This window comes from Caulobacter sp. GW822-FHT01G02, from assembly GCF_058802865.1.
On sequence record NZ_JBXAON010000001.1, the window covers coordinates 969,671 to 984,039 of the forward strand.

Genomic DNA, 14,369 nt, shown 5'->3' on the forward strand with positions numbered 1-14,369 from the left:
TTGTCATCCCGGCCGAAGCGAAGCGTAGAGCCGGGACCCAGGGGCCGCGCGCACAGCGTTCACGCTCCCCCTGGGTCCCGGACAAGCGCTCCGCGCTTTCCGGGATGACAAGAGTTTGGCGCCTTGAGGTTGGCTATCGCGCCGCCACCGGGGTGACCATCGCGCGGGCGTTCCAGTTCGGCGGCTCCTGGCCGGCCAGGTGGCGCAGGAAGAACTCGAACTCCTTGCGCTGGCCGTAGTCGATCGGGCCGGTGGAGCGGCCGACCGCGTGGCCTTCGCCCGGGACGACCAGCAGGTCGAACGCCTTGTCGGCCTTGATCAGGGCGTCGGCGAACTGCAGGGTCGAGGCGGGGTCGACGTTCTTGTCCTGCTCGCCGACGATCATCAGCAGCTTGCCCTGCAGGCGCCAGGCGTTGTCGATCGCCGAGGCGGCCGAATAGCTCTGGTCGACGGGCCAGCCCAGCCACTGCTCGTTCCAGCTGATCTTGTCCATGCGGTTGTCGAAGCAGCCGGCGAAGGCCACCCCGACCTTGTAGAACTCCGGATGGTAGAGCAGGGCCAGGGCCGTCGACTGGCCGCCGGCCGAGCCGCCGTAGATGCCGACGCGACTGATGTCGTACCCGGGATACTTGGCCGCCACGGCCTTGTGCCAGAGGATGCGGTCGGGGAAACCGGAGTCGGCCAGGTTCTTCCAGGCCACGTCGTGGAAGGCCTTCGAGCGGTTCAGCGTGCCCATGCCGTCGATCTGCACGACGATGAAGCCCAGGTCCGCCAGGGACTGCATGCCCACCACCTTGTCGCCGCCGGCGTGATAGCCGAACGGCCACCAGGTCTTGGGCACGAAGCTGGAATGCGGGCCGGCATAGATGTTCTCGATCACCGGATAGCGCTTGTTCGGATCGAAGTTCCGAGGGCGGACGATCAGGCCATGGATGTCGGTCTTGCCGTCGCGGCCCTTGGCGACGAACGGCTCGGGCGGCTTGAAACCGGCGGCGACCAACTGGCTGATGTCCGGTTTCTCGAGCGTGGCGACCAGGCCGCCGTCGCGGGTGCGGCGCAGCTCCGAGACCGGCGGCAGGTCGACGCGCGAATAGGTGTCCACATAGAGGCTGGCGTCCGGCGACAGGGCCACGTCGTGATAGGCGTCGGCGGTGGTGAGGGCGGTGAGGCCCTTGCCGTCGAAGCCGATGCGGTAGACGTGCTGGAAGTAGGGATCCTGGCCGGCGACCATGCCGCTGGCGGCGAAGTAAATCTGTCGCCTGGCCTCGTCGACCTTCAGCACCTGGCGCACCACCCACGGGCCCTTGGTGATCTGGGTCTTCACCGCGCCGGTCTTGCCGTCGAACAGGTAGAGGTGGTTCCAGCCGTCGCGTTCGGACATCCACAGGACTTCGCGGCCGTTGTCGATGTCCTGCCGGAAGCGACGGCCCTCGTTGATGAAGGTCTTGGCCGTCTCGGTGACCACGGCGCGCGGCTGGCCGGTCCGGGCGTCGATCTCGACCACGCGGGCCAACTGGTGACCGCGCTGCTCGTAGATGAGGGACACGGTGGCGCTGTCCTTGCGCCATTCCAGCTTGGAGAGGTCGTAAGGGTTGGCGAACAGGTCGTCCGGCGTCGGCAGCTGCTTGCCCTCGGCCGGCAGGAAGACGACCGGCTGCTCGATGTCCACCGCGTCGCCGGGCTTGGGATAGAGCTGGGTCTGGAGCTTGGGCTGCACCTGGTCGGCGGGGCGGGCCTCGACGCGATAGACGATCCGGCGGAAGCCGGGGCGGACGCGATAGGCGGCCAGCTTGACCGAGTCCGGCGACCAGACGATCGATTCCGGATCGTAGAAGTTGGCCTCCGAGCCGTCGGTGCTGATCCGTTTCCAGGTCCCGCCGACCGGGCGCACGGCGATGTTGAAGTTCTCGACACGCGCCTCCCACTGGCCGTCGGGCGAGCGGCGCGGGGGATTGGCGGCGGGGACGGAGAGGTCGCGCACCACACCGAAACCGCTGGGCCGGCCCGGCCGGGGCGCCTCGGCGCAGCTGTAGTCGGTCAGCGTGCAGCGCCAGCCGGTCTCGTTGAACGAAAAGCGGATCGCCGCGCCCTTGTCGGCGAAGGTGAAGCTTTCGAACGGCAGCCGCAGCGGGTCGAAGGTCGCGCCCGCGGCCTTGCCGAGGCCGGCGGCGATGCGGATCTGGTCGAAGCTGGGCGTCTTGGCGCCGGTCTTGACGTCGTAGGTGACGAAGGCGAAGCCGCCCTCGACCGTCTTGCGGTAGAAGAGCTTGTCGTCGCCCGACCAGGCGGCCGGATCGGCGACGTCGCGGGTCAGGTACATCTGCGTCTCGCGCAGCCGCAGCGAGCGGGTCATGTCCTGAGCGGTGACTTGGCTCAGGGCCGGCGTCGCCTGCACGGCCAACGCCAATAGGATCATTCCGCCAGTCCGCATGTACAGTCCTCAGGACACTCGTCGAGTTATCGTATTATGTATACGGTGGCGCTTGGCGAGGTGAAGCCCAAAGGGGAGGGAAGCGTGTCGGTATTTCGCAAGGCGCTGGCCGGGACGGCCCTGACGCTGCTGCTCGCGGGACCGCTCCAAGCACAGACGGCCGCCACGCCGCCGCAACAGACCGAGTCCGACGGCTATACGCGTTACGAACTGCTTGGCCCGGGCAGCCACAAGTTCCGGATCGTCTACGAGATCACCGCCAGCACCGCCGGGGCGACCGCCTATTACAACCCGATCCGGCAAGGCAGCGTGGCCACCGACGAGCGCGTCAACGACCGCGCCACCGGCAAGCCGCTGAAGTTCGATGTCGTGCCCGGCGATGTCGCCAAGGCCGGCGGCGTACGCGGCGCGAGCCCCGACGGCAGCTATATCCGCGTCGAACTGGCCCATCCGGTGCCGGCCGACGGCGGCGAGGGCCGGGTGCTGATCGACAAGACCTACGAGGACGCCAAGAGCTACTATCAGGAGGGCGAGCTGATCGTCTTCGACCGGCCGCTGGGCGTGAAGCGCAACGCGGTGGTCCTGCCGGCCGGCTATGAGCTGGTGTCCTGCAACTATCCGGCCCAGGTGCTGCAGGAGGCCGACGGCCGCATCAAGATCGCCTTCTGGAACAACACCTCGGCCCAGGCCCCGCTGGTGATCAAGGCGCGACCCTCGCCGAACCTGAAGCCGGCGGTCTCCTCCCTGGCCAAGGCGCTGGACGAGCGCGCCTACCAGAACCGCGAGATCATGTATTTCCTGCAGCCGCCGGAAACCCACAGCTTCGATCTCTATCACGACTACACCGAGACCCGGCCGGGCGTGGGCGTCTATGTCAACATCGTCCGGGCCGGCAGCGCCGCCTCCAAGCCATCGGCGCGCAACCTCGACACCGGCGCGGCCCTGAAGTGGGAGATGCTGAAGGGCGCCGACATCCTGAAGGCCGCGCCCGACCAGAAGGGCGTGACGCCCGAGACCGAGGCCATCGTGTTCCACTTCGATCCCGTGAAGCCAGGCCAGAGCGCGCGCCTGCGCTTCAGCGAGACCTATACCGACGCCGAGCGCTACAAGCTGGTCGGCGACGAGCTGGTCTGGCGCCGGTCGCTCGGCCGGCCCCTGAACACCGTGGTGCTGCCCGCCGGCTGGGTGCTGACCAACAGCTCGGTCCCGGCCACGGTCAAGACCCTGGCCGACGGCCGCGTCCAGCTGGAGTTCATCAACCCTCGCGCCGACGAGATCGACACCATCATCACGGCGCGGCGGCGCTGATCCTAGAAGATTAAGCCGACAGCTGCTGCTGCAGATCCTTCATCGTGCCCCGGATGTGGGCGGCGGTCAGGGACTCGACCTTGGCGGCGTCGCCCCGCAGCCAGACGTCCAGCAGTTCGCGATGCTCCTCGGCGGCGCGGGCCTCGCGGCCATAAGGCTCCAGGTGGACGCGCACATAGCGCTCGGCCAGGACTTGGAGACGCTCGAGCAACTGGTAGGTGACCAGACCGCCGGAGGGGCGGATCATCGCCATGTGGAAGGCGCGGTTCATCGACACGTGGTCGCCCGGCGCGCCGGTCTGCTGAGCCGTCTCGAGCGCGGCCAGGGCGGTCTTGACCTTCTGCTGATCCTCGGGCGTGGCCTTCTTGCAGCCCGCGGCCGCCGCGCTGGGCTCCAGCTTCAGGCGCAGCTCGAACACCTCGTTGGCCTCGTCGGCCGACAGCGGCCGCACCACGTAGCCGCGGTTCGGGTACGAACTGAGCAGGCCGTCCTGCTCCAGCCGGCTCAGGGCCTCGCGCAGCGGGATCTTGCTGACCCCCAGCTCCTCGGCGATCGTGTCCTGTCGCACCGGCGTCCCTGGACCCATCTGACCCAGCAGGATGCGCTTGCGGACCAGTTCGTAGGTCTGGTCGGAGAGGGTGCGGACGACGATGGTCATCGGGTGGGCGTGTCTCTCAAGAAGCGCAAAGGCTTGGCGACGCGAAGCGCGCCCTCAACGGTCATAGGTCCCTGTAACCGGCCAGTGCAAACAAGAAATCGTCGACCACGCCCTAAACGACTTGAAAACCTCGCCAGAACTGGTCGGCCTGATCGATCCAGATCGTATTGAAGCCTGTCGAGATCGCCGAACCTTCGACGGACGGAATGATCGCGGCCTGGTTCCCGATCGCGGTTTCCGCCTCGACCTTGCCGATGAAACGGCTGCGAATGAAGCTCTCGTGCACGAAGGTCTCGCCGACCTTGAGCCTGTTCTTGGCGTGAAGGTGGGCCAGGCGGGCCGAGGTGCCGGTGCCGCAGGGGCTGCGGTCGATGGCCTTGTCGCCATAGAACACCGCGTTGCGCCCATCGGCGCCTTCGGTGCTGGGGCCGTCGGCCCACAGGACGTGGCTGACCCCGCGAATGGTCGGATCCAGCGGGTGGACCGGCGTGGTCTTCTCGCGGACGAGTTCGCGGACGATAGGGCTGTAGCGCAGAATGTCCTGGGCGCTGAACGCGTCCAGGCCCTTGTACGCGCCCTGCGGTTCGACAATGGCGTAGAAGTTGCCGCCGTAGGCGACGTCCAGCTTCAGCGGGCCCAGGCCCGGAACGTCGATCTCGATGTCGGTCGCCGCCAGATAGGCCGGTACGTTGACGATCTTCACCGCCGTGACCTTGTCGCCGGCCGTCTTGTATTCGATGTCGATGACGCCGGCCGGCACTTCCAGCTTCAGGCGGCCCGGGACGCGTGGGGTGATCAGGCCGTTCTCCAGGGCGAAGGTGACCATGCCGATCGTGCCATGGCCGCACATTGGCAGGCAGCCGCTGGTCTCGACGAACAGGATGCCGGCCTCGGTGTCGTCGCGGGTGGGGGGATAGAGGAAACCGCCGGACATCATGTCGTGGCCGCGCGGCTCGAACATCAGGCCCGTACGGATCCAGTCAAAGCGCTCCAGGAAGTCCTGGCGGCGCTCGCTCATCGACGCGCCCCGGAGCAGGGGCGCGCCGCCGACGATCAGCCGTACGGGATTGCCGGCGGTGTGGCCGTCAATACAGAAGAAGGTGTGGCGCATGGCTGATTGGTGGTCCTAGAGCATTTTCCGACGAAGCGGCCGCCGGCCGGTCGTCGGAAAATGCGTCAAACAGAAGTCTGGATCATTGTCCGATCCGGTTGGATCGAACAATGATCTAGCCGACGGGACGGGTCGCCGCGGCCTTCTCGACCATGGCGGTCACCTCGGCGCGACGGGCGCCGGCCAGCGGCAGGCGCGGCGCGCGGACCCGCTCGGAGCCCCGGCCCATGATCTGCTCGGCTAGCTTGATGGACTGGACGAGATCATGTTCAGCGTCGAGGTGCAGCAGCGGCATGAACCAGCGGTAGATCCGCAGGGCCTCGGCCAGGTCGCCGCGGTCGATGGCGGCCACAAGGGCCACCGATTCTTGCGGGAAGGCGCTGGTCAGCCCCGAGACCCAGCCGTGGGCGCCCAGCAGCAGGCCTTCCAGCGCGACATCGTCGAGGCCGGCCATCAGGATGTAGCGATCGCCGAAGACGTTGAGCAGATCGGTGAAACGGCGGGTGTCGGGCGCGCTTTCCTTGACCGCGACGATGTTGGGCACGTCGGCCAGTCGCTGCAGCACGCTGGTGGTGATCGAGACGCGATAGGCTGGCGGGTTGTTGTAGAGCATGAGCGGCAGGCTGGTGGCCGCCGCGACCGTGCGGAAGTGGTGCTCCAGCTCCAGTTCGGTCGGAACATAGACCATGGCCGGCAGCACCATCAGGGCGTCGGCGCCGATGGCCTCGGCGTCCTTGGCGAACTTGGCGGCGCGTTCGGTGGTCATTTCCGAGACACCGACCACCACCGGAACGCGCCCCGCGACGACTTCCACGGCGGCTTTCAGCGCCGCGCGCTTCTCATCGGCGTCAAGCGAGTTGTTTTCGCCGCAGGTGCCGAGCACGATGAGCCCGTGGACGCCGTCCTTGATCAGAGCGTCAAGGACGCCCTGACTCGCCTCGAAATCGATGGACGAGTCCGCATTGAATTGAGTGGTCGCCGCTGGATAGACGCCGCGCCAGGAGATCGAATTCATACCGCTTGCACCTCTGTGATGTTCGTCTACCATATACGATATGAGATCTCGAGGTAAAGGCCTGGTGGCTGTTCAATGGGTATAGTCGTTGTCGGCGGAGGCGTGGTGGGGCTTGCCTGCGCGTTGGGTCTCCGACGCGCGGGCGCTGACGTGCTGCTCATCGACGAGGGCGCCGGTCCGTCCGCGTCATGGGGCAATGCCGGCCATATCGCCATCGAACAGGTCGAACCGATCGCCTCGATGAAGGCGCTGAAATCGGCGCCGGCGCGCTGGTTCCCGCGGGGCGGGGCCCTGGACTTCAGATTCGTCGACATCCTCTCATGGGGCGCCTGGGCGGGACGCTATGTCCAGGCCTGCGCGCCGGACGCCTTCGATCACGGAAAGGCGGCGCTGGGCGGCTTGCTCGCCGACGCGATTCCGGCCTGGCGACGTCTTGCCGCGGCGGCCGGCCGGCCCGACCTGCTGAGTGAGCGCGGCCACATCGTCGTCTGGGAGAGCCTGGCCAGCGCCGAAAAGGGCAGGGCGGCCTGGGGCGCGGCCGACATCGGCCAGGCGCGGACGCGCGACCTGCGGGGCATCGAACTGCTGGAGGTCGCCAGCCGTCTGGCCGTCGCTCCGGCGGGCGGCCTGCGTTTCGAGAACAGCGGCCAGATCAGCGATCCGGGCCTGGCCCTGCGGACCCTGCGCGACACCTTTGTGGCCCTGGGCGGCATGATTCGTTCGGCGAGGGTCACGGCGCTGAGGCTCGAGGGCGGTCGCGCGGTCGTCGCGCTGGACGACGGCGAGGCGCTGCGAGCGGATCAGGTCGTCCTGGCGGCCGGCGTCGGCAGTGGGACCCTGATGCGGGGCCTCGGCCACGTCGCGCCCATCGTCGCCGAGCGCGGCTACCATATCGAAGGCGACGTGGGGGCCTGGGGCGACCTGCCGCCGGTGGTGTTCGAGGATCGGTCGATGATCGTCACCCGGTTCGGCGACCGGCTGCGAGCCGCCAGCTTCGTCGAGTTCGCCCGCCAGGACGCTCCGGCCGATCCGCGCAAATGGGCCCGTCTGCATAAGCACGTCGACGAACTGGGCCTGCCGATGGCGGCGTCGCGCAGCCAGTGGATGGGCGCGCGTCCGACCTTGCCCGACTACCTGCCGGCCATCGGCGTCAGCCGCCGGGCGCCGAACCTGATCTACGCCTTCGGCCATCAGCATCTGGGCCTGACCCTGGCGGCGACGACCGGCGAGATCGTCACCGCCCTGGCCGGCGGCGGCGCGGCGTCGGTTGACCTGACGCCCTTCGACCTGGACCGTTTCGCCCCCGGCGTCGTGCGACGCGCCAAGGAGATCGCCGCATGACGACCGGCATTGGCGGATCTTCCGCCGAACAGGAACTCGCTGACCTCGCGCCGCCGCCCGGCCGGCCCGCGCCGATCGACGCCGCCGAGCGCCAGGTCCGCCTGGCCAAGGCGCGGGACCTGACACGGGCGCTGGGCGCGCAGGCGCTGCTGATCGGGGCCGGCGCCAGCCTGCGCTACTTCGCCGGCGTGACCTGGGGCGCGACAGAGCGGCTGGTCGCCATGCTGCTGCCCGTCGAGGGCGAACCGATCATGATCTGCCCGGCCTTCGAGCTCGGCTCGCTGCAAGCCAGCCTCGGTCTCGAGGCCGAGATCCGCCTCTGGCAGGAGGACGAGCCGCCGGGCGAGCTGGTCGCCGGGATGCTGAAGACGCTGGGCGTCACGACCCTGGCCTTCGACCCGGCCCTGTCCTTCCAGGCCTTCGACGATGTCCGCAGGGCCGCGCCCAACCTCACCGTGCTGAACGCAGCGCCCGTCGTCGACGGCTGCCGCGGAATCAAGTCGCCGGCCGAGCTGGCGCTGCTGCAGTACGCCAAGAGCCTGACCCTGGAGGTCCACCGTCGCGCCGCCGCGATCCTGCGCCCTGGGATTACCACCGGCGAGGTCAAGCGCTTCATCGACGCGGCCCACCGCGCCTGCGGGGCCGACAACGGCTCGACCTTCTGCGCGGTGCAGTTCGGCGTCGCCAGCGCCTATCCGCACGGCGTGCCGGGCGAGCAGAGCCTGGCCGAGGACGACCTCGTGCTGATCGACACCGGCTGTCAGATCGACGGCTACCACTCCGACATCACCCGCACCTATGTCTTCGGAACGCCCAGCGCCGAGCATCGGCGGATCTGGGCGATCGAGCATGAGGCCCAGGCCGCCGCCTTCGCGGCCGTGCGACCCGGCGTGCCTTGCGAGGTGATCGACCAGGTGGCGCGCGACGTGCTGCAACGTCATGGCCTGGGTCCCGACTACGCCTTGCCAGGATTGCCGCATCGCACCGGCCACGGCATCGGCCTGTCGATCCATGAAGGGCCGTATCTGGTGCGCGGCGACACGACCCCGCTGGCGGTTGGCATGTGCTTTTCCAACGAGCCGATGATCGTGCTGCCCGACCAGTTCGGCGTCCGGCTCGAAGACCATTTCCATGTCACGCCCGATGGCGCGGCCTGGTTCACCAAGCCTTCGGCCTCGATCGACAGGCCATTTTCGTAAAGCGCGGACCGGCGAGGGGGCCGGGCGCGACAGCAACAGGGGACTGGGACTGATGACCTTCTGGACGCGCCGCAAGGCGCTGGACGCGGTGCTCCGCGTCGAGGAAAGCCGCCGCCTCAAGCCGACGCTGAGTTGGCCGCACCTGATCGCCCTGGGCATCGGCGCGATCATCGGCACGGGCATCTACACCCTGACCGGCATCGGCGCCGAGCGGGCCGGCCCCGCCGTGATCCTGGCCTTCGCGGCCTGTGGCGTGCTCTGCGTGTTCGCCGCCCTGACCTATGCCGAAATGGCCACCATGATCCCGGCGGCCGGCAGCGCCTACACCTACGCCTACGCCGTGCTGGGCGAGGGGCTGGCCTGGATCGTCGGCTGGAGCCTGGTCCTGGAATATTCGGTGACCTGCAGCGCCGTGGCCGTGGGCTGGTCGGGCTATATGGTCGGCCTGCTGAAGAGCGCCGGCATCGTCCTGCCGGCGGCCCTGCTGGCCGGACCGCACGGCGGCGGTATCGTCAACCTGCCGGCGGTGCTGATCGTACTGGCGGTCACCGCCCTGCTGATCCGCGGCGCCAAGGAGAGCGCGGTGGTCAATATCGCCCTGGTGGCCATCAAGATCCTGGCCCTGGCCGTGTTCGTGTTCCTGACCATCACGGCGCTGAAACCCGAGAACTTCACGCCGTTCATGCCCTACGGCTTCGCCTCCGAGACCGTGAACGGCCACACGCGCGGCGTCATGGCGGCCGCCGCGATCGTGTTCTTCGCCTTCTTCGGTTTCGACGCCGTCTCGACCTCGGCCGAGGAGGTCAAGAACCCCAAGCGCGACCTGACCATCGGCATCGTCGGTTCGATGATCGTCAGCACCCTGATCTACATGCTGGTCGCCACCTGCGCGGTCGGGGCCTGGGCCTATAGCGAGTTCGCCCGCAGCGGCGAGCCGCTGGCCTTCATCCTGCGCAGCCTGAACCACCCCTGGGCGGCGGTCGCCATCGCGGCGGCGGCGGTCATCGCCCTGCCCAGCGTCATCCTGGTGATGATGTTCGGCCAGACGCGGGTGTTCTTCGTGATGTCGCGCGACGGCCTGCTGCCGCACAGCCTCAGCAAGCTGCATCCCCGTCGCGGCACCCCGGTGATGCTGACCCTGATGGTCGGCGCCTTCGTGGCGGTGGTCGCGGGCCTGTTCCGACTGGACGAGATCGCCGAGCTGTCGAACGCCGGCACCCTGCTGGCCTTCATCTGCGTGGCCGTCTGCGTGATGGTGCTGCGGGTGACCAAGCCCGATCTGCCGCGCCTGTTCCGTTGCCCGGCGGTGTGGGTCGTCGGCCCGCTGGCGGTGGTCGGCTGCCTCTACTTCATGATCAGCCTGCCGCCGGCGACGCTGGGCCGGTTCCTGGTGTGGAACCTGGTCGGCATCGTCGTCTACCTGCTCTACGGCCGTCGCAAGAGCTTCCTCAACACGCCCTCGACGGCGACCTGAGGCCCGTCGGCGGCGGACGCCCGCCGCCGACGTACTCTCTTAGCGCCTGGCGTCGAACCACGCCGGACGGATGACGAAACCCAGGCCCAGCGGGTCCGGGGCGCCGGGATAGTAGTCGGTGCTGATGATCTGGGCGCCCGAGTTGACCGAAGCCTCGAGGCGGCCCAGATCGTGGTTGCGGGCCTCGGTGGTGTCGGCGTCGCTGCGGGTGCGGACCAGGAAGCCCTGGGCGACCAGCGCCTTGATCATCGCCTGGGCCGGGCGCGGGTCCTGGATGTTGAACACCGCCGCCTCGGCCTGGTCGTCGGCATAGAGGCCGAACAGCATCCGGTTCTTCAGGGACGGATGGCCGGCGCGATAGGCCTCTTCGATGCGGGGATTGGCGTCCAGCACCAGCAGGACCTTGCCGCGCGCGCTGTCCACCGTCGGCCAGCCGCCGCCCGTCACGCCGTCGCGCAGGGTGGCGCGCGCGCCACGGACATCGTCCGGCGCGATGATCCGGTCGCGGCCGAACGCCTTGATCGCGTCGGCGTCCAGGCCGGCGAAGTCGGCCTCCGTCCACAGCGGAGGGTTCGGAATGGCCGGGGTGTTGAACGGCTCTTCCTTGGTGTTGACGAAGATCACGATCGGCTGGTGATCGGGGTGGGCCTTGGACCAGGTCGCCACCTCGGCGAAGCAGTCCGAGAGGCGCAGGCACAGGGTGCGGGCGTCGACGACCGGGGCGTGCAGCACCTTGGCTCCCGGCGTCTTCATGATCGCGAGCTTGGCCGGGTCGTTGGCGTAGGGGCCGGCGTAGAGGCCGCCGGCCGTGTCGGCGTAGGGATCGAATTCCAGCTGCCGGACGCCCAGGTCCAGCTGGGCGGTGATCGGCGGATGGCCGTATTCGACGCCGCGCGAGCGCTCGCCCATCACCTGGCGCTGGTGCGCGAGGGCGGCGGGATCAAGCTCGGGACGGTAGCTGTTGTGCGAGCCCAGCCAATGCAGGCCGTTGATCTTCGGCGCTTCGGCCGCCTGGGTTGCGAAGGCGACGACCGACAGGGCGGCGGCGAGAAACAGCGGGCGCATGGCGACCTCATGGGAAGGAAAAGGCGCGAACCGGCCGGCGTATGACCGGTCCGCGCGAGGTGACGACCTCTAAGAGCAGAGGGCGTTCAGGGGAGGGGTCAGAACTTGCCGCGGAGCGTCAGCGAGACCGTGCGGCCCCAGTGATAGATCTCCATCGGCTGGTCCTTGGTCTTGCCGTAGGTGAAGCGGACCTCGTCGGTCAGGTTCGACCCTTCCAGGGTCACCGCGTATTGCGGGGTGATCTGGTAGGAGAGCGAGCCGTCCAGCGAGCCGTACGGGGCGATATAGGACTGAGCGGTGGTGGTGCTGCCGATCGACTGCAGATACCGCGAGCGCCAGAACCAGCCGAGGCGGGCGCTGATCGGGCCCTTCTCATAGTAGCCGACCAGATTGTAGCTCTGCTTGGACAGGCCCACGAGGTCGTCCTTGATCTGACGGTTGCCGGCGAAATAGTTGGCCTTGCTGTCCACCAGGGTCACCGAGGCCTGCACGCCGAAGCCGTCGAAGGGGCCGGGCAGGAACGACAGCGACTGGTTGTAGGCGGCTTCGAAGCCGCGCACCTCGGCGTCGCCGCCGTTGACGCTGGCCGACAGCAGCACGTCGCCGCGGCCGGGCACCTGGATCGTGGTGTTCTGGGCGGTGATGTAGTTGTCCATCGTCTTGATGAACACCGCGGCGGTCACGGCCGTGGTCGGGGCCGGATACCACTCCAGCGAGGCGTCGTACTGGTCGGCCAGGAACGGATCCAGGTCCGGATTGCCGCCCGAGGCCGTCGGCGAGTCGCGGCTGACGCTGATGCGCGGGGCGCTGTCGGTGACGTTGGGACGGTTGACGACGCGCGAGGCCGACAGGCGGCCGACCAGGTCGTCACGCAGGTCGAGCTTGACGTTCAGGCTGGGCAGCCAGTTCTTGTATTCCTTCAGATAGCCCACGGGCACCGGCGTCGAGCCGCTGGTCAGCGTACCGCTGGCCAGTTGCTTGGTCTCGGCGTAGCGGACGCCCAGATTGCCGCTGACCGGCACGCCGCCCAGGTCGAACTTGAAGTCGCCGCGCACATAGGCGCTGTGGATCTTCTGGTCGACGATGAACGAGTTGCGCAGGTCGGCCGCCGACCACGGCTGAGCCGCCACGGCCGAGGTGAACAGCTTGTTGTAGTAGGCGTCGCTGGTCGGGGTGACCCAGGTGCGCGGCGTATTGCCGGCGAAGTCCTTGAGGAAGCCCTTATAGGGCATGGCCTCGTAGAAGCTGGCGCCCAGGGTCGTCAGCGGCGTGTTCAGGATGTCGTTCAGCACCCAGTCGCGACGCAGGTACGTGCGGTTCATGTTGTGCTGTTCGGCGCCGAACGCGATCTTCGTGAACCAGCCCGAGAAGACGCGCGCGCCGTCCAGGCGGAACGTCTCGTCGCTGTCTCGCGAATCCTTCCAGGTGTAGTCGAACGCCTGGCCCACGAAGTTGGCCGGGTTGGTGTAGTCGACATTGGTGGTCAGCTGCGGGATCGACGTCGAGCCGCGCGAGAAGTCGAAGCTCAGCGGCGCGAAGAACGCGATGCGGTCGCGGGTCGTGGCCTTGCCGTCCGGATGGTAGCTGCGAGCGCGCGAATAGCCGTACTCGGCGTTGAACGTCCAGGCGCCCGGCGTCCAGGCCTGCTTGATCCCGAAGATCGTCAGGTCGTGGCGGTTCATGCTGGTCTCGCGCGAGGCCATCCAGCGCACGTTGTTGATCGTGCCGGCCACGACGGTGTCGCCGACGACCTTCTGGCTGCCGGCCACGAACTGCGGCGTCGCGAAGGTGGCGTCGTCCGGATAGATGTCGAGACCGAACTCGTCGTAGTCGACGTCCAGCCGGGTCACCAGCAGGTCGACGTCGGTCTGGAAGTCGTTGTTGGGCTTCCACTGACCCGAGATGGCGCCCGAATAGAGCTTGCGGTGCTCGGTCTCGACGGTCGGACGCGTGCGGGTGGGCGTGTAGAGGCCCGAGCCCAACACCGATTTGAACTTATCGAGGTTCCAGCCGACCATGTACAGGCGGTCGTTGCGCACGTGGCGCTCGTCATAGAGGCCCGAGGCCAGCACGCCGATGGTTTTGTCGGCATTGGTCCAGCTGCCCAGGCCCGAGACCGACGGGTCGGCCTTCTTGCGCACGTCGCCATAGGTCTCGCGCACCGAGAAGGCGGCCTTCTTGCCCAGGTCGAACGGCTTGAAGGTCTTGATGTTGATATTGCCGCCCAGGGCGCCCTCGTCCATGTCGGCGGTCGGGGTCTTCACGACCTCGATCTGCGAGATCAGTTCGGCGGGCAGCACCTCGAAGCGGAACTGACGGCCCTTGGCGCCGCCGTTCTCGATCAGGTCGTTGACGGCGATCGAGCGGCCGTTCAGCTCTGTGTACTGGAACTGCGGGCCCAGGCCCCGGACGCTGACATAGAGGCCCGCGCCGCGCTGGCGGTCGATGGTGACGCCGGTGACCAGCTGCAGCGCCTCGGCGGCGTTGCGGGTCGGGAATTTGCCGATGTCCTCGGCGTTGACGGCGTCCAGGCCGTACGCGGCCGAGCGCTTCAGGGCGGCGGCGGCCTGCAGGCTCTTGCCATACGAGGTGATGACGACGGCGTCGACCGTGTCGGCCGTTTCGGCGGCGGCTGGCGCGGCCGTTTCGGCGGCGGTGTCGGCGGCCTGGGCCTGGCCCGCGCCGAGGGCGGCGAAGGCGAGGACGGCGACGGCGCCCGCGCAGGGCGCGGACAGGAACTTCGAGTTGGACATGGTATCCCCCGGTC

The 14,369-nt window shown here is 68.2% G+C and carries 10 protein-coding genes; 4 read left to right on the top strand and 6 right to left on the bottom strand.

Features of this window, described 5'->3' with window-relative positions:
- Positions 1–133 precede the first annotated feature (133 nt).
- On the bottom strand, positions 134–2,416 hold the full coding sequence (locus tag AC1RNC_RS04490; protein ID WP_492884037.1) for a S9 family peptidase: 2,283 nt from the start codon (positions 2,414–2,416) through the stop codon (positions 134–136).
- A gap of 99 nt (positions 2,417–2,515) precedes the next feature.
- Between AC1RNC_RS04490 and AC1RNC_RS04495 the strand changes: the two genes are divergently transcribed.
- Positions 2,516–3,739: a hypothetical protein gene (locus tag AC1RNC_RS04495; protein WP_492884038.1), complete on the top strand. Its 1,224-nt coding sequence runs from the start codon at positions 2,516–2,518 to the stop codon at positions 3,737–3,739.
- 10 nt (positions 3,740–3,749) lie between these two features.
- Here AC1RNC_RS04495 and AC1RNC_RS04500 read toward each other — a convergent pair whose 3' ends face one another.
- From AC1RNC_RS04500 to AC1RNC_RS04510, 3 genes are all read right to left on the bottom strand, one after another.
- Positions 3,750–4,397, bottom strand: a complete 648-nt coding sequence (locus AC1RNC_RS04500; RefSeq protein ID WP_492884040.1) for a GntR family transcriptional regulator — start codon at positions 4,395–4,397, stop codon at positions 3,750–3,752.
- Between the two features lie 112 nt (positions 4,398–4,509).
- Positions 4,510–5,508: a 4-hydroxyproline epimerase gene (locus AC1RNC_RS04505; RefSeq protein ID WP_492884042.1), complete on the bottom strand. Its 999-nt coding sequence runs from the start codon at positions 5,506–5,508 to the stop codon at positions 4,510–4,512.
- Between the two features lie 115 nt (positions 5,509–5,623).
- Positions 5,624–6,523, bottom strand: a complete 900-nt coding sequence (locus tag AC1RNC_RS04510; RefSeq protein ID WP_492839514.1) for a dihydrodipicolinate synthase family protein — start codon at positions 6,521–6,523, stop codon at positions 5,624–5,626.
- Positions 6,524–6,598: 75 nt separating this feature from the next.
- Between AC1RNC_RS04510 and AC1RNC_RS04515 the strand changes: the two genes are divergently transcribed.
- Genes AC1RNC_RS04515 through AC1RNC_RS04525 form a run of 3 tightly spaced genes read left to right on the top strand, consistent with a single transcriptional unit; the run spans position 6,599 to position 10,537 of the window.
- On the top strand, positions 6,599–7,864 hold the full coding sequence (locus tag AC1RNC_RS04515; protein WP_492884044.1) for an NAD(P)/FAD-dependent oxidoreductase: 1,266 nt from the start codon (positions 6,599–6,601) through the stop codon (positions 7,862–7,864).
- On the top strand, positions 7,861–9,063 hold the full coding sequence (locus AC1RNC_RS04520) for a M24 family metallopeptidase (protein ID WP_492884045.1): 1,203 nt from the start codon (positions 7,861–7,863) through the stop codon (positions 9,061–9,063). The genes AC1RNC_RS04515 and AC1RNC_RS04520 overlap by 4 nt, the downstream gene beginning before the upstream one ends.
- A gap of 52 nt (positions 9,064–9,115) precedes the next feature.
- Entirely contained in the window at positions 9,116–10,537 is a 1,422-nt protein-coding gene (locus AC1RNC_RS04525) for an amino acid permease (protein WP_492884047.1), read from the top strand.
- 39 nt (positions 10,538–10,576) lie between these two features.
- Here the strand turns inward: AC1RNC_RS04525 and AC1RNC_RS04530 are convergent, their stop codons facing one another.
- A complete protein-coding gene (locus tag AC1RNC_RS04530; protein WP_492884049.1) occupies positions 10,577–11,602 on the bottom strand; it encodes a phosphatidylinositol-specific phospholipase C domain-containing protein in 1,026 nt (341 codons plus the stop codon).
- Between the two features lie 98 nt (positions 11,603–11,700).
- The gene (locus tag AC1RNC_RS04535) at positions 11,701–14,355 is read right to left on the bottom strand and encodes a TonB-dependent receptor (RefSeq protein ID WP_492884051.1); all 2,655 of its coding nucleotides are present in this window, start codon (positions 14,353–14,355) and stop codon (positions 11,701–11,703) included.
- Between the last annotated feature and the right edge of the window lie 14 nt (positions 14,356–14,369).

Bases quoted from the DNA above. Each gene is read 5' to 3' on its own strand.
- AC1RNC_RS04490 (WP_492884037.1), bottom strand. From the start codon at position 2,416: ATGATCCTATTGGCGTTGGCCGTGCAGGCGACGCCGGCCCTGAGCCAA.
- AC1RNC_RS04500 (WP_492884040.1), bottom strand. From the start codon at position 4,397: ATGACCATCGTCGTCCGCACCCTCTCCGACCAGACCTACGAACTGGTC.
- AC1RNC_RS04505 (WP_492884042.1), bottom strand. From the start codon at position 5,508: ATGCGCCACACCTTCTTCTGTATTGACGGCCACACCGCCGGCAATCCC.
- AC1RNC_RS04510 (WP_492839514.1), bottom strand. From the start codon at position 6,523: ATGAATTCGATCTCCTGGCGCGGCGTCTATCCAGCGGCGACCACTCAA.
- AC1RNC_RS04515 (WP_492884044.1), top strand. From the start codon at position 6,599: ATGGGTATAGTCGTTGTCGGCGGAGGCGTGGTGGGGCTTGCCTGCGCG.
- AC1RNC_RS04520 (WP_492884045.1), top strand. From the start codon at position 7,861: ATGACGACCGGCATTGGCGGATCTTCCGCCGAACAGGAACTCGCTGAC.
- AC1RNC_RS04525 (WP_492884047.1), top strand. From the start codon at position 9,116: ATGACCTTCTGGACGCGCCGCAAGGCGCTGGACGCGGTGCTCCGCGTC.
- AC1RNC_RS04530 (WP_492884049.1), bottom strand. From the start codon at position 11,602: ATGCGCCCGCTGTTTCTCGCCGCCGCCCTGTCGGTCGTCGCCTTCGCA.
- AC1RNC_RS04535 (WP_492884051.1), bottom strand. From the start codon at position 14,355: ATGTCCAACTCGAAGTTCCTGTCCGCGCCCTGCGCGGGCGCCGTCGCC.